This window comes from Psychrobacter vallis (genome assembly GCF_904846715.1).
Taxonomy (GTDB): domain Bacteria; phylum Pseudomonadota; class Gammaproteobacteria; order Pseudomonadales; family Moraxellaceae; genus Psychrobacter; species Psychrobacter vallis.
The window spans coordinates 258,256-282,748 of record NZ_CAJHBU010000001.1; the positions used below are offsets into that span (position 1 = coordinate 258,256).

The following is a 24,493-nucleotide window of genomic DNA, read 5'->3' on the forward strand; positions in this document are numbered from 1 at the left end:
TTGGAATTTTATATATGACTCATGCTTTTGTATTTAGTGATGACACCCTACTATGCCGTCAAATGCCTGACGGCTGGTGGCCATTACAGGTTCAATTGCCCGAGTCCAGTTCAACCTCAGACGATAGCACCTGCCAGCAAGCTTATCAGATTGGTCATGTAACGCTACTCGAAAGCCTAGCGCCCAGTCATTGGCTATCTGACAGCTTACCAGACGTTGCCCATGACCTTACCGATAATAATGGCTTTACGGCTCAAGCTACCAGTGCTATGACCTATGATTACGCAATCGTTCATGACGTGATCCTGCCTATTATCGCTGAGACCAGCGGTAATGCCTTTGTTCCTTATCGACAACTTATCCCTCAGCTGCCTGCCGCACTGTCTACTCAAATTAGCCAAGCCATACAGTTATTGCGTTGGCAGGCAGATACGCAGTTTTGTAGTCGCTGTGCCGCGCCTGCCGTCCATGCCGAAACAGATGAGCGTGCCATGGTCTGTCCAGTATGCCGATTGCGGCAATACCCTCGTGTCCAGCCTTGCGTCATTACTGCTGTCACCCGCCCCAATCCGCAAACAGGAGAGATGCAAATTTTATTGGCACATCATCATCGTTACGGGGAGCAAAAACTGCCATTAATGTATGGTTTGATTGCCGGTTTCGTCGAAGTGGGTGAAAGCTTAGAACACGCGGTCGTGCGTGAGGTAGCAGAAGAAGTGAATATCAGTCTTAAAGATATCCGCTATGTAAGCAGTCAACCGTGGCCTTTTCCTTCGAATTTAATGCTTGGCTTTCGAGCGTCTTACGCCAGCGGTGATATCATTATTCAAGAAGATGAGCTGTCGCACGCTGACTTTTTTGACCTCTCAAACCTGCCCAAAATACCACCAAAAGGCAGTATCGCTCGAGAGTTAATCGATCAGATTGCCAAAGAGCAAGGCGTTTTATTGTGAAATCGACATGCCCTAATATCAAAACATATTAGCGCCTAATGCGGCTCATCTTAGACATTACGTACCGTCAAACGCTGCTGCTGCCATTTCACTAATTTGGGTATCAATAAGCCAGCAATTACAATAACCATGCCTAACAACTGCAAAGCCGTTAGTTGCTGACCGTAAGCAAAGGCTGTGATCGCGGCAAACACTGGCACAAAATTAAAAAACAAAGAGGCATTGGCAGCGCCCAATTGCTTAACGCCAGAAATCCAAAGTAGATAGCCGCCCACAGTCCCAAAGATGCCAATAAATATCAAGTCACCAAAGACACTGCGGCTGATAGCCAAGCTCTCCTGTAGTGGATGCACTTCTGCACTAAACAGTAGCATAATCGAGATTACTCCAAGACCTGATAGCATACCGACCAAGGTATAAGGAATCATCGGCATCCATCGACTGATTCCTTGGGTTAAATGGGTATACAGACTCCAGCACAGCATCCCTAAAAAAATCATCTGATCGCCGTGGTTGAACTTAAATCCCAGCAGTTTTGCAAATGCGCCATCAGTCAGTACCAGCAGCACCCCAGAGAGACAAACGACCAGACTAAAAAGCGCGCCCCTCGTAGGAAGTGTCCGCTGCGCCACAGAGCCAATCAAAGAAGTCACCAACGGACTGAGCGCCATAATCAACGCACCATTGTTGGCATTGGTCTGTGCCAAGCCCGTAAACAAACCCAAGTTTAAACCGCCGACACCGATAATGGACACTCCAATAGCCCACGCCCATTGTCTTTGTGTGAGATTTGGCATTGGCATATGTTTGTATTTTGCATAGAGATACAGACACACGGCGGCAATGCTAAAACGCCACACGACCAAGGTTAAGGCATGGACTTCCCCTAGGGCATGTTTGCCAACGGGGAAACTTGCGCCCCAAAAAAACGTGCATAATAGCAAACACAGTACTGCATTGGTATTTGCTGAACGGCCCATATTGCCTCCAAAAAACTTGCGAAAAGATGAGCACCAGTATATATAACTTGAATACAATATGAGCAAATAAGGCGTGTGGGTCTGGGATTTAGTTCCAATGTTGATGCGCAGCCCTTAATCGCATCAGACGATTTGCCATAGCAACTGCCTTATAATGGTTGTGCCTTTTTTATTTAGGATTCACTATAAATGTGTTAACCTTTCGCAGCACAAGGGCACTCATCATGGTTAGGTTTTTATCATTGAACGTATAACATCGATAAATAAACCTATGATATGCCTATAAAATACCCAATAAATAGTTAATTGTCTGTCTTATTATTGACAGATATAAGCAATGACCGATATTAAGGCCTGTAGTACCATGTCCCAGACCGACCACCACGTCCAAGCAGCGTCAAGTATTGAGCAAACACGCTTAGTTAATCTGCCTATATTGTTCGATACCTTACATATCGAGACACTGCCTGCTGATATACAAGCAAAAATCTCACGTATCGATGCTTGCCTACCGCAAACACAGTGCGGTCTTTGCGAGCATCCAGATGGCTGTTTGCCGTACGCCGCTGCTATTGTGCTAGATAGTGAGCCCTATAATAAGTGCGTCCCTGGTGGTCAACCAGTCACTGACGCTATCGCTCAGATTATTGAACCAAACACTAATAAAATTATACTTAAGGCGGCACCGTCACAGTGGTCAACAGATATCAGCTCTGGACGACCGACAGAAGTACGCGCTATTATCCGCGAAGATGACTGTATCGGCTGTACCAAATGTATTCCTGCTTGTCCAGTCGATGCCATCGTCGGCACTGGCAAACACATGCATACTATTTTCACTGACCTCTGTACTGGCTGTGAACTGTGCATCGCCCCCTGCCCAGTTGATTGCATCGATTTGGTTACGATAGAGCGTGAGCTTTCTGTATCTGAACGTAGCACTGAGCAAGAAGATTTAAGACAGCGCTATCACACGCATTTAAGACGTGTAACCGAGCAGCTTGCTGATAGCAGTAACAGTAGACCTGTGGTCAGCATGGTAGAGGCAAAACTGAATAATGCTGCCAGCCAATCTCTCACTATCAGTGAAGCTCAGGCAAAGAACACTATTGCGGCGGCCAAGCTGCGTACCAAAATTAAAAAACTAGAGAAGCAGTTAAGCGTTCGTGCCAACGAGCAAAAGCAAGCCGAGCTTGACGCACTACAGGCCGAGCTTTTACAGTTATAGTCATCAATATCCAAAATAATAGTAAAAATACCATGAGCAAAACTGTCAAACACAAAACAGCCGACACGCCGCCCTCCAGAAGAATGCCCAATCGTGATGTGCGGCCATTCTTTGAGAAGTTGGCGGAGACGATTAAAGAGCCTGTCACTGAACTCAATTACGCCAGTAATTTTGAGTTATTGATCGCCGTCATATTGTCTGCCCAAGCGACGGATGTGAGTGTCAATATTGCCACCCAGCAATTGTATCCAGTGGCAAATACGCCTGAGGCAATATTGGCATTGGGTGAAGACGGCCTAAAGTCTTATATCAAAAACATTGGCTTATACAATGCCAAAGCCAAAAACGTCATCAAAACCTGCCGCGATTTGATCGAAAAATTTGACAGCACTGTCCCTGACAATCGCAAAGACTTAGAGTCGCTGGCGGGCGTTGGCCGAAAAACCGCCAATGTGGTGTTAAATACCGCCTTTGGTCAACCCACCATGGCGGTCGACACCCATATCTTCCGCGTGGGCAATCGCACAGGGCTCGCCACTGGCAAAAACGTATTAATCGTCGAAAATAAGCTGGTCGAACGTATCCCAGAAGACTACATCGTTGATGCCCATCATTATCTTATTTTGCACGGACGCTATACTTGTCAAGCTCGCACACCCAAGTGCGGTGCTTGCCCCGTTTATGACGAATGTATGTTTAAGGACAAAGCCAAGTTCTTGGAGCTATAGTTTTTAGCATTATAATCAGCCAAGAGTCGTAACCCGATAATCAATCTAAGCAAGCGTTCATCAAACATTGATGTTTGACAATAGCAAATGCTTTGTTGAGCATTTCTTGTAGTAAAGCCAGTACTGCTCACTAGAGTTTTATAGCGTTTCGAGGTAGAATAACCCTATTTTATATCTAGACATTGTGACAATTACCATGACTACAATAAGGTAATGGGCATAGTGATGACGGTATTTCCGGATTCATTTTGGCTTAACGCTCTATAATCTAAGCTAATCAGTGAAGTTGATAGTCACCTATTGCGTGGCTAATTACTAGATGCCCTCTTAGCCTAATGTGTCATGATGAAAAGCAGGCTTCAGATTTATACGATTGCCCAAAATCTGAGTAGCAAGAAAAACGACTGTCAGCACTAGCAATATATTTAGTAGGCTGCGTGATTTTGACATGGCAAATGACATTTTTCAGATGGGTATTATTACCAAAATTTCGCAACACCCGTTATCTGCCGCGTGAATAATTGCACGGCCAACATTAATCCAAGCAGCGCTCAAACGTTATGCTTTTTCCTATCCTTATCGATTCAATTAAGCGATCCCATTATGCGTGAATACAATTTATTTACCTCAGAATCTGTGAGCGAAGGCCATCCTGATAAAATGGCTGACCAAATATCAGACGCCATACTTGATGCCATCTTACGTGAAGACCTACATGCGCGCGTGGCGTGTGAGACCTTGGTTAAAACAGGTGCAGTGGTCTTGGCTGGTGAAATTACCACCACAGCCAATATCGACTTTGAGCGTATTGTGCGTGATACAGTAAACGGCATTGGCTATCACCATTCAGACTTAGGCTTTGATGGCGAGACTTGTGCGGTGATTAATATGCTGGGCAAGCAATCTCCTGAGATTGCTCAAGGGGTCGATCGCAGTGATCCTGAAGAACAAGGTGCAGGCGACCAAGGCCTCATGTTCGGCTATGCCAGTAATGAAACTGAAGTGTTAATGCCCGCCCCTATCGAATTCGCTCATCGCTTGATGGAGCGTCAGTCTGAGTTACGTCGTGGAGGAGAGCTGCCTTGGTTACGTCCAGATGCAAAGGCGCAAGTGACACTAAAATATGATGGCAATAAACCAGTGGCGATTGACGCCGTTGTATTGTCTACTCAGCATGATCCCAGTATCTCGCAAAGCGATTTACAAGAAGCCATCATGGAATCTATCATCAAACAAGTACTGCCAGCGGATCTATTACATGCGGGCACTCGCTATCACATCAATCCAACAGGTAAGTTCGTCATCGGCGGTCCTGTTGGGGATGCAGGATTGACTGGTCGTAAAATCATCGTTGATACTTACGGCGGTATGGCGCGTCACGGTGGCGGCGCATTCAGTGGTAAAGATCCTTCAAAAGTGGATCGTAGTGCTGCTTATGCTGTCCGTTATGTCGCTAAGAATATCGTAGCAGCAGGACTGGCTGAGCGCTGTGAAATACAGGTCAGCTATGCTATTGGGGTCGCTGAACCAACCTCTATCTCAGTCAATACTTTCGGGACGAATAAAATCAGCAATGATGAGATTATCCGCCTGATTCGCACCCATTTTGATCTGCGTCCTTATGGCATCACTCGTATGCTCAACTTGCTGCAACCAATGTATCAGCAAACCGCTACTTTTGGCCATTTTGGGCGTATAGGGTCAGAAACTGCCTTTACGTGGGAAAAAACAGACAAAGCTGAGATCTTAAAAGCAGATGCTGGTTTATAAGAGACATACTTTTAGATTTTTACAAATCCTCTTTATACATAGAAAATTACTGACACTTATTAGGAGTCGCTTATGTCTCAAGACAATATTCAAGACAACAATGTTGATACAAGCATTGAGATTACCCCTGAAATGCAGGCATTTTATCAACGTGCTGATGCCATCATTGGTATCGCAAACAGTCAGTTAGGTTCTGACGCCCATTCAGGACAAGTAGGGGCTTCTTTATTGTATGCCGCCGCTCGTTATAGCGCATCAGTTGCTTCTATTGGTTTTATCAAAGGCGACGATTTTGCCAAAGAAAAAGACGATATCGTTGAGTTTTATGTCAAACAATATCGTCAAATGCTGAGTGATAACTTAACTGATTATGCGCAAAATTTTGATAAGTATGTAGACCTAAATCAAGAAGGTAAAAATGCTGAATAATAGCTATTTTTAACTTATAAAAAAATGATACTGTAAAACCCAAGTTTTAATATGAGACTTGGGTTTTTTGTTGACTGCGATTCAATGGGTAGATGACTGCCTACGAATAGTCTACTATGAGCTTTAGACCACTTGATGACTGACAGAGTTGAAAAGGGTTGAAACCACTGGTCGATAATGGGAATTTATCGGATTGTATCTATAAGGAGATATTATTATGCACAACGCTTTAATCAAATCATGGCTTTTTTTACTCAAACACTCATTGTTTAAACCATTTTTATTAGGACTACCATTAACCATGGCCTTGGCAAGCTGTAGTAGTATGGTCAATGTTCCCACTCCAGACACCACGCCTATTCAAACAGAACATGCCACCGCTACTAAAAATCAAAAAACGGATGCGGGTATTTTTACCCAATGTGCTCCTAGTAGCTCAGAAAAAACCATGTGTACCATGCAATATGATCCTGTCTGCGTCAAAGTCAAAACGCCAACAGGATTAAGTACCCAAACGGTAGGCAATGCCTGTTCCGCTTGTAATGTCACCGGAGCAGTCAGCTATACAAAAGGCGAATGCCAGTAATACTATGTTGGTAACATAGATAAACAAGTATCAATACTACATCTATCTAATAGAGTCAATGAAAGCGTCATAAAAAATCCTAAGATGTCTCTGCATCTTAGGATTTTTTGTTTTCATTTTTTATTCATCATCTTGCATGTAGACGCAGGATGCTTAGTCGCCTTTGACTATCTTAGGCGGGCCTTTGAGTAAATGCTCATCAACGAATTCGTTGGCCGAATTATGATCGGCTGACTCATCAGTAATAAAGTCCTGCTGCGCCCGATATAAGATCAGACGATCACGACTCAGACCACGTAATAATGCGTACATCATCACAAAAATAACTAAAGCAAATGGCAGTCCTGCGACAATGGCCGCTGCCTGTAGCGCAGATAACCCGCCAGCTGCCAGCAAAATAGCAGCAATCACCCCTTCAGTCGTTGCCCAAAACAAGCGCTGAATCTTTGGTGGGTTGGTATCACCACCAGCGGTCAGCATATCAATGACAAAACTGGCTGAGTCTGACGATGTCACAAACCAAAGCATAATCATCACCACAATCAACAGCGTGATCGGTTTTGCCAATGGATAGTATTCCACCAGTTTAAAAATTGCACTACCAGTATCTGCTTGTACTGCTTCCACCAGTCCTGGGCTAATACCGGTTACTGCAGAGGCAAGCTCCATATGAATGGCAACACCACCAAACGTCGTGAACCAGAAAAATAAAATCAGCATGGGAATAAGCAATACCCCGAGCGTAAACTCGCGAATAGTACGGCCACGAGAGATACGAGCAATAAAGATACCGACGAATGGTGCCCAACTAACCCACCATGCCCAATAAAATATCGTCCAACCGCTCTGCCAATCTGTCCCACTATAAGACTCGCCCCACGTCCCTAGAGATACAATCACTGTCAGATAATTACCAATGTTTTCAATAAAGCTATCAAAGATAAAAAGTGTCGGACCCAAAACGACCATGAACGCTAATAAAACAATCGTAAAGCCAATATTAATATCACTAAGTCGTTTAATGCCTTTATCCAAACCCATCATAACGGAAGCCGCTGCGAGCGCTGTAATGAATGCGATTAAAGCAAATTGCACAGTGAGGCTGTTGGATATTCCAAACAGCTTCTCAAGCCCAGAGTTAATTTGCATCACCCCAAGCCCAAGTGAGGTGACCACACCAAACATCGTACCAAATACTGCTAAGATGTCGACAGTGTGCCCCCATCGACCGTAGATTCTTTTGCCGATCAACGGATAAAGCGTCGATCGAATCGATAAAGGCAAACCACGGCGAAAATGAAAATAGGCTAACGATAAGGCTACAACAGTATAAACGGCCCAAGCATGTAAACCCCAGTGCATAAACGACAGGTTCATCGCCTGCTTGGCTGCCGCAACTGTTTCGGCGTCACCCATCGGCGGTGCCATAAAATGATACAAGGGCTCGGCTGTACCCCAGTAAACCAAGCCAATACCAATCCCTGCAGAAAACAACATACCAATCCACGAAAACAGATTGTATTGTGGCCGCTCAGTTTGATTGCCCAGCCGTATATCACCATAGCGACTCGTTGCTAAGTAAATACAAAGTGCAAGAGCCATATTCACCAAGATAATAAACAGCCAACCGAATTTATCGGTGATAAAATCTTGTAAAAAACTAAAAAGTGTCCCTGCGGTTTCAGTAAAAAATGCGCCAAAAATGATAAAACCCAAAATCAACAGCGACGATGTGATAAACACAGGCTTACTTACCCGTGGAAAAGGACCCAATCTACCTACTTTTACTTTGTCCATGTGCAAGTCCCTAAATTTAAGAAACGTCACCTTAACAAAATATGTCTTAACAATCAATTAATTACAAAATAAAACTTGATATACATATTATTTTAATATAGATAAATTAAGTTACATATGATGGGTGACGCACCGTATATAGGCGCGTCACTCAAAACAATACTAAGACTCTACTACTTAGGTAACAACTTTAACAGTCGTCCACTATCGCCATCTTCCAACACCCACACCTCACCATCCACGGCCAATACACTGCGAATGCGTTCGCCCATATCATAGCGATAACGCTCATCAGCGGTATTGTCAGCAGCAGTATCAACGACGATAAGCGCCTTGGATGACAAACCGCCGATAAGCATGTTACCTTGCCACGCTGGAAAATTGCGCTGCGCACCCACAGTATAAAGGCTCATCGATGAAGGGGATATGACAGGTGTCCACGTAATCTTGGGCGCTACAAACTCGGGGGCAGTATCATGATCTGGAATATCAAGACCCGAGTAATTACGCCCATTAGAGACCAGCGGCCAGCCATAGTTATTGCCTTTTTCGATCAGATTAAACTCATCGCCGCCTCTTGGACCCATCTCGTTCGCCCATAATTTGCCATCACCATCGAATACCATACCCAATACATTACGGTTGCCTGTGGTCCAGAACTGAGCGGCAAGATCATTGCCATTGTCCGCAAATGGATTGTCTGCTGGCACTGAACCATCAGTGTTTAATCTAATGATTTTACCCAAATTCACCGTCATGTCTTGCGCGGGGTCTTTTTGTTGACGATCACCTGAGCTGATATATAAGTACTGTCCATCAGGTGAGAAGAGCAAACGGTGACTATAATGACCCTGCCCTTTTACTTTTGGTGTTTGCTGCCAAATCGGTACAATTTCTTGCAAGCGTGGCGCATTGGTATTCAATCCTGAAAGTTTGGCTTTGACAACTTTAGCACCAAATGCATTACTCTCGCTGCCTGCGCCCGCCTCTGCATAACTGATATAAATAGCGTTAGACGTGGCAAAATCTGGCGCAATGACGACATCGCCAAGTCCGCCCTGTCCCCCATAAGCAACGTTAGGCACGCCTGTAATCGCTGTCTTAGCCCCTGTTGCTGTATCGACGATAAATAACTCACCTGTCTTTTGCGTCACAAGGAATTTTGGTGGCTCATCATTTATTTTAGGTAGCGCAGTCATCGCCCAAGGTTCAGAAAAAGTAGCCACGGCCTTGGTGGTAAATTCAGGTTTTTCAGTACCAATTGATGCAGCAGCGGCAGGAGATTTTTCTTTATACTCTGCGAGATCGGCGTTGGTATTGACTACCGCTTGATTAGAACAAGCAGCCGTACTAAACAGCAGTGCTGATATAATAATTGGTAGGGTTAACGGCGAATTCTTATATCTGGTATTGATTATTGTCATTTGTCCTCTCCATCCGTGTTAAGTTCATGTCATTAGAGCTTAAATTATTTATGGCATAATAAACGTGTTAAAAAAGTAAATAATACGAAAATGCCAAACAAAAACCCCTTACCTGCTATCGCAAGTAAAGGGTTCTTATTTATAAAAATCACTATTTAGCGTTTAATACTGGCTACTAGCTCATTCTAAGTTTTTCAAAAACCAACTTATCATCTGAGCCAACATCGACTTTGATGATGTCGCCAGCAATAAAATCACCTGCCAATAGCTTCAATGACAAGGGGTTTTCGATCTCTTGCTGAATGGCACGTTTGAGTGGACGCGCACCATACACAGGATCGTAACCAACTGCCACCAGCTTATTCATCGCATCGGCTGAGAGTTCGATATCCAACTCACGCTCATGCAAGCGCTGGCGCAAGCGATTTAACTGAATATCAGCAATGCCTGCCATCTGCGACATACCAAGCGGGTGGAAAACCACAATCTCATCGATACGGTTGACAAACTCTGGGCGGAAATGCTGACCCACAGAGTCCATGACCTCTGCTTTAATATCATCGTAGCTCTCGCCGACCATCTCTTGGATTTTATGCGAACCCAAGTTGCTGGTCATAATGATGACGGTATTTTTGAAGTCGACCACTCGGCCTTGTGAATCTGTCAAACGCCCATCATCCAACACTTGCAATAAGATATTGAACACATCAGGGTGCGCTTTCTCAACTTCATCGAACAAGATAACGCTATAAGGCTTGCGGCGTACTGCTTCCGTTAATGCGCCACCTTCTTCATAGCCGACATAACCTGGAGGCGCACCCACCAAACGACTGACGCTGTGTTTCTCCATGTATTCGCTCATGTCGATACGGACGATCGCATCTTCAGAGTCGAATAGGAAATTCGCCAGTGATTTGGTTAGCTCAGTCTTACCGACACCCGTAGGCCCTAAAAATAGGAACGAGCCTGAAGGACGGTTCGGATCAGACAAGCCCGCCCGACTACGACGTACCGCATTTGCCACGGCTTCGACCGCTTCATTCTGTCCAATAACGCGCTCATGGAGTTTTTCTTCCATAGCAAGCATTTTGTCACGCTCACCTTGCATCATTTTACTGACTGGAATGCCAGTCGCTGCTGCCACGACTTCAGCAATTTCATTGTCCGTGACTTTATTGCGTAACAGTTTTACGCCACTGCTTTCGCCGGTCTGCTCTTTTTGTTCTGCCAAGTCAGACTCATGAATACGGCGCTCTAACTGCGGAATGGTTTCGTATTGCAGCTTACTCATGGTTTCATAATCGCCTTCGCGGCTGGCTTTGTCATAAGCAATACGTGCTTTGTCCAGCTCGTCTTTTAACTGCTGGCTGCCTTTGACTAAGGCCTTTTCTGCTTGCCAAATCTCATTGAGATCAGCGTACTCTTTTTCTAGCTCTTCAATTTGCGCGTCAAGCACTTTACGCTCTGCTTGTGCGCCAGCGTCTTCTTCATTTTTGAGCACTTCGCGCTGCATTTTCAGTTGAATCAGACGGCTATCAAGCTTCCCTAATGATTCAGGCTTACTATCCATTTCCATACGCAAACGACTCGCCGCCTCATCAATCAAATCAATCGCTTTGTCCGGCAGTTTACGATCGGTAATATAGCGATGGCTCATGCGAGCGGCAGCGATGATCGCGCTGTCCTGAATATCAACCCCATGATGCAACTCATAACGCTCTTTGAGACCACGCAATATCGCGATGGTGTCCTCGACCGTTGGCTCGTCAACCAGTACTTTTTGGAATCGACGCTCAAGCGCTGCATCTTTTTCGATATATTTGCGATATTCATCCAACGTTGTCGCGCCGACGCAGTGCAGCTCACCGCGAGCGAGTGCTGGTTTTAACATATTACCAGCATCCATCGCACCATCAGCTTTACCCGCACCTACCAAGGTGTGCAACTCATCAATGAATAAGATGACATTGCCTTCTTGCTTTGATAAGTCACTGAGTACCGCTTTGAGTCGCTCTTCAAACTCACCACGGAATTTTGCGCCCGCAATCAATGAACCTAAATCTAACGACAACACTTCTTTGCGACGTAGTCCCTCTGGTACATCACCATTGATGATTTTTTGTGCCAAGCCTTCAATAATAGCCGTTTTACCAACACCCGGCTCGCCAATAAGTACAGGGTTGTTTTTGGTGCGACGTGACAATACTTGAATGGTACGACGAATCTCTTCGTCACGACCAATGACGGGATCAAGTTTGCCAAGCTCCGCCTGCTCAGTCAGGTTAATCGTATATTTATTTAACGCATCACGCTGATCTTCGGCATTTTGATTGCTTACCGTATCATCCCCGCGCAATTGCTCGATGACAGTCTTTAGTTTGCTTGCCGTCACGCCAGCACTTTCAAATATCTTCTTGGTTTCACCTTGCTCAGCGAGTGCCAACATCACCCATTCTGTCGCAATAAAATCATCGCCTTCTTTTTGGGCTTGGCGATCCGCTAAGTTTAAGATTTTTACTGAGTTTGGGTTTAGATTGACGTCGCCTGTTGGCTCCGAAATCGTTGCTTGATTATTTAATGCCTTTGCCACGCCGTTTTTTAATGCAGGAATAGAAGCACCCGCTTGTTGGCAAATAGACAAATTGGATTCATCTTGTAGCAATACGGCCAGCAGATGAACTGGATCAATACCAGTATGATCGCGTCCCAACGCTAGGCTTTGTGCTTCTTGAATGGCAGATTGCAGTTTTTGGGTAAATTTTTCGAACCTCATGATTGTGTCCTTTTATAATTAGTATTTTTAGTTGATTGACAAAAAATAAGATGCCAAAATTATGGCATTTATTATCGCTCTAATTTCGTATCCATCACTGTTAGTTGTTCTTGATATAGGGTGCAATATGTAAGATATCAACTCGTCTGAATTACTTGTCAATTATAAATAATGACTTAGTGGCAAATGACAGGAAAGTCAGGTTTTGATTCTGTCAAAAAACCTTACTGATTGTGATGATATCACCATAGAACTTTAATAGGTACATTAAGAATGTATTTCAAGAGAACAAATAAAGAATAACAAAAAGAAAGGTTTACTTCACAGAAAAGCATACGTAGAGTACTGATTTAAAAGAATTTTGATAATAGTTGATACATCATATTTGACAGACATTTTTTAATACTGACTATTAAGTATGGTTAGAATATCTACAAAACCCACTTTACTACAAGTATGAATGTTTCATTGACTTGAGTGATAGAAAGTTAAACAACATTTACTCAACTATTTCAATAGCAGTGCCTACCTTCACTACTGCCATAATCTCATCCATCTCGCTATTGGTGACCGCAATACAACCATCTGTCCAATTACGACGTTGATTAATCCAAGCCAAATGACCAAAGCCATTCATCTGTCCATGAATCATGATATTACCACCCGGATTGATGCCTAATGATTGTGCCTTTGCTTTATCAGTAGCATTGGGATAACTGATATGAATGGAGCGATGGGCAATAGAATTTTCGTTTTTATAATCTAACGTATAGTTTCCTACTGGCGTACGCTCATCGCCTTCTTGCTGCTTATGACCGATAGGATTATCGCCTAACGCAATATGATAAGTTTTAACAACCTCGCCTTGACTTAATAACTTCAACACACGTTCTGATTTATCAACGAAAACTTTATCGATAATGACCGTATTAGGAATGGGAGATTTGGTATTTGAGGCATTTTTGATGTAAGCAATGGCGCTTGCGCTAACAATAGTCGCAAGGCTCAGTCCTATCACAATGAGAAACCAGCTTGAGTATTTACGAGACTCTCTGCGAAGAAATGACATAGATTTTACTCCTTATAACTCATACTTAATAGCAATGAATCATAATATAGCAAAGCACTATGTCAATCTTTGTGCAGAATTAATGAATAAAGCCCTAATGACACTTAAAAGCACTTATACCATACGAATCGCCCCATCTAGACGAATGACCTCACCATTTAAGTACGCATTATCAATGATATGAGTGACCAGTTTGGCAAACTCATTTGGATTGCCCAAACGTTTTGGATAAGGCACACCAGCCTCCAACTGCTCGCGCGCTTTTTCGGGAATACTTTGCATCATTGGCGTCGCAAAGACTCCAGGAGCAATGGTCATGACACGAATACCATGACGCGCCAACTCACGAGCCAGCGGCAAAGTCAAACCGACCACACCCGCTTTCGACGACGCATAACTGGCTTGTCCTACTTGACCGTCAAAGGCCGCGATAGAGGCTGTATTGATAATGACACCTTGATCGATATTTTTCTCATCACTGCCATCATGAGCCACACGCTTGGCAATACTGGCCGCGACCAAACGCGCAACATTAAAAGAACCCACAAGATTGATATTGACGCCGCGACTAAAGGACTCAAGATCGGCTGGATTGTTGTCACGATCTAGCAGCTTTTGTACCACTGCGATACCCGCACAATTAATCGAACCTTGCAGACCGCCAAACGCTTTTTCTGCCATATCGACAGCCGCTTGTACTTCATCACCACTGGTTACATCACAGCGTACAAAACGTGCGTTATCACCCAACTCATCGACCAATGCTTGTCCGGCAGATTCATTGAGATCAGCGATGACGACATTACCACCTTGAGCGACGATAGCGCGAACCACTGATTCACCCAATCCAGATGCACCGCCCGTGACCAAAAAGCTGTTTTCTTTAATTTGCATGATGATTCCTTTATATAGCTATTTTTATTCAATGTTTTCATTCAATATTTTTATTGAGAAAAATGCATCCTAGTATAATGCCTTGTTTTAAACCGACTACATTTAAGCCACCGACAAGCTACGTAATAAAAAGCGCTGAATCTTACCACTGGGCGTCTTTGGTAGCGCGGCCACAAACTCAACTTCACGTGGGTATGCATGAGTTGATAAACGCTTACGTACCAATTCTTGGATTTGCTTGGCAATCTCTTCAGTCCCTTCGATGCCGTCTTTTAGCACCACATACGATTTGATGGTATGACCACGCACCTCGTCCGGCACACCAACGGCGGCTGATTCTGCAACCGCTTCGTGTTCTAGCACGGTGTTTTCAACATCGGTTGGCCCCACGCGATAACCTGCAGTGATAATAATGTCATCATCTCGTCCTGAAAACCAATAACTGCCATCGCTATGGCGCTCGACCACATCACCTGTCAGATAGTAATCATCAGCGAACGCTTGCTTTTCATTCCAGCTATAGCCACGAAAATAAAACGCTGGCGACTGACTGACCACGACTGCCAATTGCCCTTGCTCGCCATCAGGCAACACGTTCATGTCATCGTCCAATACGACAAGGGTGTGCCCCGGTAATGCCATACCCATAGAGCCGACTGGACATTCATGTGTCAACGCATGATGCTCACAGCAGGTCATGCCCGTCTCTGTCTGACCATACTGATCACAAACCTTACAATTTAAATAGGTTTCGACCCAATTGACCACTTCAGTATTTAACGTCTCCCCTGCTGAATTGGCACAGCGTAAAAATAGTTTACTGCTGTCATTAGCATCGTCATTAACGTTGTCAAACACCCCGCTGGATTTCATCATACGAAATGCCGTTGGTGAAGAAGCCAAATTGCTAATCTTGTGACGTATCATAAAGTCGCGAGTGTTGGCAGCATCAAAGCCAGCTTCATTAAAATACGTGGTAATGCCTAATAATAATGGTCCTGTGATGGCGTAATACAATCCATACGCCCAGCCCGGATCTGCCATATTCCAATAGTGATCGTCTTTGCGTAGATCGATGGCATAGTGCATATATAGATAAAAAGCGGATAGCGCTGATAACGGTACGCTGACCCCTTTAGATTTACCAACCGTACCTGAGGTAAACATCTGCAAAAATGGCGCAGCGGTATCTAATATCACAGGCTCTATTGTTTGCGGCTGCGTCGCCAATGACTTGCTATAGTTGTCGTCACCCCACGTCTGAGCGTCCGCGACACTGCCAACCAGTACCATCTTGGTTTGCTCGGCCAAATTTTCAAATTTTCCGCGATTCTCCTGATTGGTAAAGACCACTTTGGTGCCTGCTTTGTCCATTCGGTACTTAATAGAATCGTAACCAAAAGCGGTAAATAACGGTTGATAGACTGCTCCAATCCGCCATGTGGCCAATACAATGGTCAGTAGCTCTGGCGTGCGCGGTAGCATGGTCGCCACTTGATCGCCTATCTGTACACCATAAGACTGCAATAAATTGGCAACTTGGGCGCTCGCGTTATCAAGCTCCGAAAATGTCATTTGCGTCACATTACCCGCCGTGTCTTCGTGCACCAGCGCGATAGTATCGCCACGACCGTCACGCACATGGCGACCGCAGCACGCCATATAGGCATTCAAACGATCGTCTACATGCTCGCCAAATATTTCCGTCAACAATGTATTCATATCGAAGTTATCATAATAGTCACGATAATTCGTTGGTGCATTTTTAGGACTGGTATCCGTGTCTAACGATGAAGGGCTTAAAGAAGCACTTTGAGAGGAGATATTCATAAGCTAATCCTTTAGCAATAGCAGGTCACTGGTAAAATGGTTTTGATAATTGCAAGACGGTCACATCCTATAGGCCGTGTGCAATCGTATTTAACATGATCTATTAGTAACGCATTTTTATATTTATTTCAATACATAACGTATCATTTATAAAAAATCTCGTCCAGACAATTATATGGCATCAAAGCTCGACAAAATTCCTTACCGCCCTATATGGTTCGAATTCTCAGATGACCTTTAATTGGTTAATATTCATTCAGACTAAGTGGAACATAATTCCTGTTACTTTTTAAATCTTTAATTTTAAAGTAATTGGTTTTAATGAGAAAACTTAGTATTTAATTGCGAATATTTATCATTACCATTATAATCCTCAATTCAAATTTCAAGCGAACACAATAGGGTTGTTTAATATGGCTCTAACCCTATGGATTATAAAATGACTCAATCAGTCAGCGAGCGTATCATTCGTGAGCAACGAAAAATCGAGAACAAGCGCCGCCTAGTGTTGTTGGCGTTTGCGGTAGCGTGCTTAGCGGGGCTGATTTTAGATGTGATGACAGGCCCTTCGATGTTACCTATAAGGGATGTGATTGAGGCCTTATTACACCTAACGGGCGTGGAAGATACCACCCATACCATTGTTTATGATCTACGCTTGCCCGTTGCCTTGATGGCGTTAGTGGTCGGTGCATCGCTTGGTGCAGGCGGCGCTGAAATGCAAACCTTATTGAACAATCCCATGGCAAGCCCTTATACCTTGGGGCTTGCAGCAGCAGCAGGGTTTGGGGCGTCGCTCGTGATTGCGTTTGGTGGTTTTGGTTTACCTATACAGTATGCCGTACCGATCGGGGCATTTGTCATGACCATGCTAGCCTCAGCGGTGTTGTTTTTATTCGCTTCTTTAAAGCAATTTGCCGCCGCTACCTTGATACTGGTGGGCATTGCCCTTTTGTTCATTTTTCAATCGCTGTTATCGTTGGTGCAATTTATCGCATCGCCTGAAGTATCCCAGCAAGTTCTATTTTGGTTATTTGGTAACCTGAACAAAGCCACGTGGACAAATATTGCGGTGGTTGCGGTGGTCAGTACGGTTTGCATTACCTTATTGATGCGAGATGGTTGGCAATTAACGGCTTTACGTCTGGGGGAAGAGAGAGCCGCCGCCCTTGGCGTCAATTTAACAAGATTGCGTATTAGAACACTAATTTTGGTCGCTATGATGACGGCAACGGCGATCAGTTTTGTGGGCGTCATTGGGTTTATCGGCTTGGTTGCCCCGCATGTTGCCCGCCTATTGGTGGGAGAAGACCAACGCTATTTTTTACCAGCAACCATGCTCGCTGGAGCGGCTTTTTTATCCTTTTCATCGGTATTATCGAAGATTATTATTCCGGGGGCATTATTCCCTGTTGGCATTGTGACCTCATTTGTGGGCGTTCCCTTTTTGTTTTGGATTATTTGGAGTAAGCGGTGAGACAATTTATTCGTGCCACGTTGACGACAGTAGTATTAATGACAGCGATGAATGCACAAGCTGAAATCAAGACCATTCATGATGTACTAGGGCGTGACGTCAAAGTCGATGTGCCTGCCAAACGGGTGGTGTTAGGGTTTTATTATCCGGATTATATTGCGGCAACGGGGGCAGATAGTTTTGGGCAAGTGGTGGGTATTTCTCGGGAGTTTTGGGAAGAATTCAACCCTGGTAGCTGGGCATTGTATAATGAAAAATTGCCCAATTTACAGGGCATTGGCGATATTGGCAATATCGATAGAGGCACGTTTTCGCTTGAAAAAACCTTGGCGCTGAAACCTGATGTGGTGATATTGGCAAAGCAGCAATACGATACACTAAAAGCCGAAATGGCCCGTTTCGAGGCGGCAAACATCCCTGTTGTTGTGGTCGATTATAACGAACAAAGTGTCAAAAGGCATACCGAAAGCACCAAAATATTTGGGCAAATTGCAGGGACAGAACAACGGGCTAACCAAGTCGCCCAAGAGTACGCCGATGGGATTGCTGATATCCAAAAGCGGGTGCAAGCCACCGAGTCAGCCAAGCCAAAAATCTATGTTGAATTTGGTGACAAAGGACCAAAAGAGCACAGTTTTACCTTTGGCAAAAATATGTGGGGTGCGATTGCCGATACGGTGGGCGGTGATAACATCAGTAAACCGTTTGTCGAAAACTGGGGACCTATTAACCCCGAGCAACTATTGGTGAGTAAACCTGAGGTTATTATTATCTCAGGCACAGAAGTTGGTATGAAACAGACCGACTCTATGGCAATGGGTATTGATATCAGTGCCGATGAAGCCCAACGTCGGCTCAAAGGCTTTACCACACGTAACGGTTGGGAAAATCTACCGGCGGTAAAAAATAACCGTGTGTATGGCATTTATCACACAGCTTCTCGCTCGTTGTCTGACTTGGCATCGGCTCAGTTTATGGCAAAGGCTCTGTATCCTGAGGCCTTTGCCGATATAGATCCTGAAAAAACTTACATGAATTTTCATGAAAAATACTTGCCAATCAAGCCGAGCGGCACGTTTTTTATCCAGCTAGGCTGTGGCGCAAGTATTTGTAAAGACAATGTATCAACGACAGCCAAAGCACCCGAAATAGCCGACACAGGACTGACCACCGCCAACACTACGCCAACCGCTACGCCGCCTCAAACAATGTCATGGTGGGATAAACTGGTTAGTTGGATGCGTAACCTATTTGCTTAATTTTTTGCCATTAACTTTATAAAGATATAATAATGCTTGAACTTGACCATTTAACCGTACAGCGTGGCTCGCTCACTGTTGCCCAAAATATCAATGCCCAGTTCCACTCAGGCAAAATATATACGCTGCTTGGGGCAAATGGGGCAGGAAAATCAAGCTTATTAAAGGCGATTTTTGGTGAATTAGCGTTTTTGGGTAGTGTCCGCTATCGAGACACCGTGCAACGTAAAGCCCATCTGATGGCATGGCGTAAACCCATTGCTTATATGCCCCAAGATAGCCATACCGATGCCGAGCTTAACACGCTTGAGGTAGTGCTATTGGGGCGTATGGACGCGCTGGGTCGGCATATTAGCGATGACTTGATGCGTGAGGCAATTGACCTGATGGCACAATTAAATATTGCTGAGCTGGCACATCGTCCTATCAGTGCATTAAGTGGAGGACAACGTCAGCTTGCCATGTTTGCCCAAGCCTTGCTACGTCGTCCCAAAATTCTGCTACTTGATGAGCCTGTGTCGGCACTGGACATGGCGCATCAAATCAATTTATTACAAAAGGTGAGACATTATACTCAAGAAAATCACCTTATTTGCTTGATGGTATTGCATGACTTAAGTCTTGCCGCTCAGTTCTCTGATGAATTGTTGCTATTGGCAGATGGTAAAATCCAAGCACAAGGTACGCCTCACGCAGTGTTACAGCCTCAGATTTTACGCCAAGTGTATCAAGTAGACATCGAGATTTTGACCAGTAGCCGAGGGTTGCCTGTTGTGCATCCTTACCGAAAAATCGATTAAATTATTTATCATTGTTAATGCAATTTTAACCAGCTTTCTTCTCAGGAAAGCTACTAACCACCCCTGCCAAAATCACTGCTACAATACCTAAAATCTCTACTAAGCCGATGGTTTCGCCCACAAATACTACCCCATAAATGGACGCAAATACCACAGTTAAATAAGACAACGCCGCCACCGTAAATTTTTGTCCCACATGATACGCATGAGTCATTGCGAGCTGCGCCAACAATCCTGCGCCACCAATACCGGCTATATAAGGCAAGATTTCTGGCGTCAGACGATGCCACCCCACCCACGTTGCCAACACTGCCGAGATGACCGCTGCCACCGCCGAAAAGTAAAACACAATTCGCCAAGCAGGTTCGCCCATCAGCGACAACGCTCGCACTTGTAATAAGGCAAAAGCGGTAAAAATGCCGCCACTCAGTGTAATCAAGGTTTGAATCAACCTATCTGATTCAAAGGCAGGTTTCAGCATCAAACAAATACCGCCCAAACCCATTAACAGGGCTATCCACGTTTTTAACGAAGGCGTTTCTTTTAGCCAGACAATGGATAAAATGGCAATGAATACCACTGAAGTATAGTTAAGGGTCACAGAGGTTGCCAAAGGCAGTTGACTTAACCCATAAAAAGCCAGTAATAAAGCGGTTGTACCTGCGACGCTACGCTTCATGTGCCCCCAAAAAAATGGAGTCTTAAGGGTTTGCCGACGCACGAGCGTCCCACAAAAAATTATCAAGGCAGGCAAAACTGACCGCCAAAACGCCAACTCGTAAGAATTCATATCAAGCTGTGTGCCAGCATTTTTTACCAAAATGCTCATTAAAGCAAATAAAAATGCCGCCACAATCATCCATGCTGAGCCTAACGCATATTTTGTTTTTATCATTGTCAATTTATCAAATGGTGAAAAAACGCTATTGTAGCATTCTGCCTCCCTGTAATAGCGACCTGTGCTATCAATCACGGACAAAAACACTTGGTAGATTATATCAGGCAGCCTGACGGTAAAAATTTTGAAATACTTGGGTAAATGACTTAAATCCCAACCCTTTTATGTTGTTTGAAGGTTGTAAAAAATTCAATATATTTGGTTGAGTCATCAAACACGCTCTAATATAAGTGGTTCAATTATACCAGTCTGTTTTAAGTGGTCTATTAATAGGTTTGAAGAGTGAATTAATTGGTTCCGCTGGGGTATACCCTATAAAAAATTATATCACTAACGTTATTTCAGAAAAATTGATAGGTAAATAAAATGGATAATACTGATGAGCTAATTAAATTAGATGTGCTTTTTAATAAACTAAAAATAATTTTACTACAGGAGAATGAAGACAACTTTATAAGAGGAATCAACTCAATTCTAAATATGATACAGTTTTCTTTAGAATATAATGAAAATGCTAAAGCAACGATTAAAAGCGTTGGAAACACCTATTTTTTTATGAATTCTGGTAACGGCAGCTTTTCTGATTTCTTCATTTGGAGAGAGGATTTTAACGAAAGAGTTGAAGCGAATAAAATATTAACAAATTTAAGAAATGATATAACTAGTTTAATAGCGAGTGTTGACAATCATTTATTGAATAGCCGTTAGTATCCAACAGATCGATGCCTGTATAGCGTACCGAACATAGATTGATAACTCATTGAATGAATATACCACTTTGAAAATGGGTTTAGAGACTGAATAGGGATCACTCCTAAAAAGGCAGCAGCCTGAGACGCTTTAGTAAAGTTTTTATCGTGCATGAGGGACAGTGTCTGTTTTAAACGCAGGCCCGCATGCCTAGGGTCAGAATCCTAAGCTTGTCTGGTCACAGATACCGATTGGTTGACCAATTCTATGGATCCGAACGCGGTTAAGAACGCGACGCTGGACGCGTCAGATCCAACACCGATGCGGGCCATCGTGTCAGCCTCTGCCATGCCGGTCGGATCAACGAGGTGCCAGCTCCCCCCGAGATAGACTTCGGCCACGGCATGAAAGTCCTGTGGCGTTACATCGGGCGCATAAACGCTCGCGAACCTAGCCGGTATCGACGACGCGCGCGCTAGTGCCACGAGAACATGCGCGAAGTCACGGCATACGCCCTGACGTTGAACAAAACTGTCGAGCGCGGTGGTTTGTGCGTGGCTCGATCCGGGCACATAGCTAAACGCCGACTCGATCCAATCGCGCATCGCGGCAATCCGTGCGCCGCCAGCGAGATCGCCAAACTCGGCGTCCACGAAGGCTTGGAACTGGTCTGACGGGCAATAGCGAGACGGCATCAAATGCTTGATCGTCTCTCCGGGCAAAAGATGGAGGGGCGTTTGTGGCAGTGCCGATATGTCCAAAGCAGGACGGTCAACGGCAATTTCTGCGATGTAAGTGCAGCTAAAATCCCCTTCGGCGCGGATCCAAATCCGCTCTCCTATGCCATCATCGGCGGCGACCCGCGAAAAATGCGCAACGTCTGATGTCCAAATCTCGGTCGAACGCACCCGCTGATCCACAAGATCGGGGGCTTCGATCTGAAGCAAAAGGTCCATCGGCTCTGAGAGCCGATAATGGAGTTTGACGTTAAGTTTCAGGATCATGTTCGAACTCCCTAAGAGTATTGATGTGGCGGGCTGACGATCGCGTGGGGCTGAATCGTCCCCACTATATCAGAGGCTGGTTTACTTGTGTCAGGCAGCAATGCTTGACAGGGTTAAATTATCATAATACCGCTTTTCAAACTCAAAAGGTGAGACATAACCAATTGCACTATGCAGTCGGGCTTTATTCAACCTGAGAAGCGTTAAAAATCGATTCATTATCGATTTAGCTTTGCAAGACGAGAGCTATGCTCGAAGCGCCCCCCCCTATTCAAGGGTTGCCAGTTCAACATCGTTCACCCCATGCCACTGCTCTTTTAGGTACTCAATCACCTCAGACTTATATAGCTCGTTGACGGTTTCAGCCAAGGCATTATCGTATGAATCGTCTGTTGTACCAACGGAAGCCATCACGCCGCAATCAGTCATACTATAAGTATAGCGAATGGATAGATACTGAACGCCGCGATCGCTATGATGAATCACATCTTTGGGCTTGTTTCTGTCTGCTAGCGCTTGATTTAACGCTGCCATTGTTCCCATAACAGATGTTATGGCAAATTACTTTAGACTCGAAAAAAACCATTGTATCGGTTGCACTAAAATAGCGATATCCTCAGCGATAATACGTTTAACGAATACTGGATCGTATTGAACAAGATCCTAATCTCGAATTTAAGCAATGACGGTTTATGCCCACATTCTATTATTTTACTGTGTTCAGAAATCCAAGCAATGCCTTTTCTTCACAGCTTTGATAATTCTTGGTACGTCCACGGCGGGCTTGTTTATAAGGCTCAAAAAACTGACCCGCTAAGAATTTCTCAATAATAATAGGATTAATATAAGAAGAACGGCAGACAGCAGGGGTATTACCCAGTGCTTCTGCCACTTCTTTGACCATATCAGTGACCAGCTGCTGGCGATCAGAGCTTTCAGGACTACTGGATAATATGGATTTACCAGCGGATGTTTGCAGCGCATCATACAAGTGACTAGCTGCGAGGACACTGGCCATCCACGTACGGAAATCCTTTGCGCTATACAGTTGACCACTGCTGTCATTAAGGCAAGTATGTGTCCGTAGATAGTCATTAATATCAGCACTATCGACCGCTTGCTTGTCACCATTTTCGTCCAAATACTTAAAAACTTGATAACCAGGCAACTCAGAACATGCTTGTATAATCTCTATCAAACGCTCATCTTGCAATTCAATATGATGTTCCTTTGAGCTTTTACCAACAAAATCAAACGCCAAGCCTGTGTCCGTTTCGCTGACATGCTTGCTGCGTAATGTGCTGAGACCATAGCTTTTATTCAACTTAGCATAACGGCTATTGCCGATACGAATCAAGGTAGTCTCTAACAGTTTGACCACCGCCGCGAGGACATTGGCTCGTGATAAAGGTGTTGCCTCCAAGTCTGTTTCGACTTGGGCGCGCAAGTTTGGCAGCGCTTCTGCAAAGCCGATCATGGCATCAAACTTGGCTTGGTCGCGAACGCGATCCCACTCTGGATGGTACAAGTACTGTTTACGTGCTTTGTCATCACGCCCTGTTGATTGCAGATGTCCTTTATTGTCTCGGCATATCCAAACCTCTGACCACATTGGCGGTATTACCAACGCATCAAACCGCTTACGCAAGGCTTTGTCCTTTACCGTTTTGCCAGTCGCATCTCGATAAGTAAACCCTTTACCCCAACGTCTGCGTCCATATCCCGGTTCATCGTCGCTCACATAGCGCAGATTTGCCAAACCAGCTAAGTGCTCATAATCATGACGCACATCCGGCATGGTGGTCTGTTGGTCTGCCTTAGTCATAACAATACTCGCTTGATGAATGAATCGTTTTAGCATAATGAACTCAGGCTATTTTTACTGTTTATTTGCCACGGATAAA

General features: G+C 44.4%; 20 protein-coding genes and 1 pseudogene. 10 read left to right on the plus strand and 11 right to left on the minus strand.

Annotation, left to right across the window (positions count from 1 at the left end):
• Nucleotides 1–14: 14 nt before the first annotated feature.
• The gene (nudC, locus tag JMY02_RS01080) at nucleotides 15–953 is read left to right on the plus strand and encodes an NAD(+) diphosphatase (protein ID WP_201594306.1); all 939 of its coding nucleotides are present in this window, start codon (nucleotides 15–17) and stop codon (nucleotides 951–953) included.
• Between the two features lie 50 nt (nucleotides 954–1,003).
• Here the strand turns inward: nudC and JMY02_RS01085 are convergent, their stop codons facing one another.
• Nucleotides 1,004–1,933: a DMT family transporter gene (locus JMY02_RS01085; RefSeq protein WP_201594308.1), complete on the minus strand. Its 930-nt coding sequence runs from the start codon at nucleotides 1,931–1,933 to the stop codon at nucleotides 1,004–1,006.
• Nucleotides 1,934–2,297: 364 nt separating this feature from the next.
• On the opposite strand from JMY02_RS01085, the gene JMY02_RS01090 reads away from it, so the two are divergent.
• The 5 genes from JMY02_RS01090 to JMY02_RS01110 all read left to right on the plus strand — a co-directional run bounded on the left by JMY02_RS01090 (nucleotide 2,298) and on the right by JMY02_RS01110 (nucleotide 6,674).
• Nucleotides 2,298–3,161: an RnfABCDGE type electron transport complex subunit B gene (locus tag JMY02_RS01090; protein ID WP_201594310.1), complete on the plus strand. Its 864-nt coding sequence runs from the start codon at nucleotides 2,298–2,300 to the stop codon at nucleotides 3,159–3,161.
• 32 nt (nucleotides 3,162–3,193) lie between these two features.
• The gene (gene nth / locus JMY02_RS01095; protein ID WP_201594312.1) at nucleotides 3,194–3,889 is read left to right on the plus strand and encodes an endonuclease III; all 696 of its coding nucleotides are present in this window, start codon (nucleotides 3,194–3,196) and stop codon (nucleotides 3,887–3,889) included.
• A gap of 603 nt (nucleotides 3,890–4,492) precedes the next feature.
• Nucleotides 4,493–5,659, plus strand: a complete 1,167-nt coding sequence (gene metK, locus JMY02_RS01100; RefSeq protein WP_201594314.1) for a methionine adenosyltransferase — start codon at nucleotides 4,493–4,495, stop codon at nucleotides 5,657–5,659.
• Nucleotides 5,660–5,731: 72 nt separating this feature from the next.
• Nucleotides 5,732–6,088, plus strand: a complete 357-nt coding sequence (locus tag JMY02_RS01105) for a DUF3144 domain-containing protein (RefSeq protein ID WP_201594316.1) — start codon at nucleotides 5,732–5,734, stop codon at nucleotides 6,086–6,088.
• Between the two features lie 217 nt (nucleotides 6,089–6,305).
• Nucleotides 6,306–6,674 carry a hypothetical protein gene (locus JMY02_RS01110; RefSeq protein WP_201594318.1) on the plus strand — a complete coding sequence of 123 codons (369 nt, stop codon included), beginning with the start codon at nucleotides 6,306–6,308 and terminating at the stop codon, nucleotides 6,672–6,674.
• Nucleotides 6,675–6,827: 153 nt separating this feature from the next.
• On the opposite strand, the gene JMY02_RS01115 is transcribed toward JMY02_RS01110, so the two are convergent.
• From JMY02_RS01115 to JMY02_RS01140, 6 genes are all read right to left on the minus strand, one after another.
• On the minus strand, nucleotides 6,828–8,471 hold the full coding sequence (locus tag JMY02_RS01115; protein WP_201594320.1) for a BCCT family transporter: 1,644 nt from the start codon (nucleotides 8,469–8,471) through the stop codon (nucleotides 6,828–6,830).
• A gap of 173 nt (nucleotides 8,472–8,644) precedes the next feature.
• Entirely contained in the window at nucleotides 8,645–9,895 is a 1,251-nt protein-coding gene (locus JMY02_RS01120; protein ID WP_201594322.1) for a PQQ-dependent sugar dehydrogenase, read from the minus strand.
• Between the two features lie 175 nt (nucleotides 9,896–10,070).
• A complete protein-coding gene (gene clpB / locus JMY02_RS01125; RefSeq protein ID WP_201594324.1) occupies nucleotides 10,071–12,668 on the minus strand; it encodes an ATP-dependent chaperone ClpB in 2,598 nt (865 codons plus the stop codon).
• A 499-nt stretch (nucleotides 12,669–13,167) separates the two neighbouring features.
• Nucleotides 13,168–13,737: a L,D-transpeptidase family protein gene (locus tag JMY02_RS01130; protein ID WP_201594326.1), complete on the minus strand. Its 570-nt coding sequence runs from the start codon at nucleotides 13,735–13,737 to the stop codon at nucleotides 13,168–13,170.
• A 114-nt stretch (nucleotides 13,738–13,851) separates the two neighbouring features.
• A complete protein-coding gene (locus JMY02_RS01135; RefSeq protein WP_021813820.1) occupies nucleotides 13,852–14,631 on the minus strand; it encodes an SDR family NAD(P)-dependent oxidoreductase in 780 nt (259 codons plus the stop codon).
• Nucleotides 14,632–14,733: 102 nt separating this feature from the next.
• Nucleotides 14,734–16,461 (minus strand): AMP-binding protein, encoded by a 1,728-nt coding sequence (locus JMY02_RS01140; protein WP_201594328.1) that lies wholly within the window; start codon nucleotides 16,459–16,461, stop codon nucleotides 14,734–14,736.
• Between the two features lie 439 nt (nucleotides 16,462–16,900).
• Between JMY02_RS01140 and JMY02_RS01145 the strand changes: the two genes are divergently transcribed.
• The 3 genes from JMY02_RS01145 to JMY02_RS01155 are packed head-to-tail and all read left to right on the plus strand — an operon-like array spanning nucleotide 16,901 to nucleotide 19,997.
• A complete protein-coding gene (locus JMY02_RS01145; RefSeq protein WP_201594330.1) occupies nucleotides 16,901–17,938 on the plus strand; it encodes a FecCD family ABC transporter permease in 1,038 nt (345 codons plus the stop codon).
• Nucleotides 17,935–19,197, plus strand: a complete 1,263-nt coding sequence (locus JMY02_RS01150) for an ABC transporter substrate-binding protein (protein WP_201594332.1) — start codon at nucleotides 17,935–17,937, stop codon at nucleotides 19,195–19,197. The genes JMY02_RS01145 and JMY02_RS01150 overlap by 4 nt, the downstream gene beginning before the upstream one ends.
• A 32-nt stretch (nucleotides 19,198–19,229) precedes the next feature.
• On the plus strand, nucleotides 19,230–19,997 hold the full coding sequence (locus tag JMY02_RS01155; RefSeq protein WP_201594334.1) for an ABC transporter ATP-binding protein: 768 nt from the start codon (nucleotides 19,230–19,232) through the stop codon (nucleotides 19,995–19,997).
• A gap of 25 nt (nucleotides 19,998–20,022) precedes the next feature.
• Here JMY02_RS01155 and JMY02_RS01160 read toward each other — a convergent pair whose 3' ends face one another.
• Complete coding sequence (locus tag JMY02_RS01160) at nucleotides 20,023–20,892, minus strand: DMT family transporter (RefSeq protein ID WP_201594336.1); 870 nt, start codon at nucleotides 20,890–20,892, stop codon at nucleotides 20,023–20,025.
• 369 nt (nucleotides 20,893–21,261) lie between these two features.
• On the opposite strand from JMY02_RS01160, the gene JMY02_RS01165 reads away from it, so the two are divergent.
• A complete protein-coding gene (locus tag JMY02_RS01165; protein WP_201594338.1) occupies nucleotides 21,262–21,603 on the plus strand; it encodes a hypothetical protein in 342 nt (113 codons plus the stop codon).
• 206 nt (nucleotides 21,604–21,809) lie between these two features.
• Here JMY02_RS01165 and JMY02_RS01170 read toward each other — a convergent pair whose 3' ends face one another.
• The 3 genes and pseudogenes from JMY02_RS01170 to JMY02_RS01180 form a co-directional block, all read right to left on the minus strand.
• Nucleotides 21,810–22,589 (minus strand): transglutaminase-like domain-containing protein, encoded by a 780-nt coding sequence (locus tag JMY02_RS01170; RefSeq protein ID WP_201594340.1) that lies wholly within the window; start codon nucleotides 22,587–22,589, stop codon nucleotides 21,810–21,812.
• 269 nt (nucleotides 22,590–22,858) lie between these two features.
• A pseudogene (locus JMY02_RS13770) lies at nucleotides 22,859–23,117 on the minus strand (IS3 family transposase); the annotation flags it as partial.
• Between the two features lie 178 nt (nucleotides 23,118–23,295).
• Nucleotides 23,296–24,414, minus strand: a complete 1,119-nt coding sequence (locus JMY02_RS01180; protein ID WP_201594344.1) for a DNA topoisomerase IB — start codon at nucleotides 24,412–24,414, stop codon at nucleotides 23,296–23,298.
• Nucleotides 24,415–24,493: the final 79 nt, after the last annotated feature.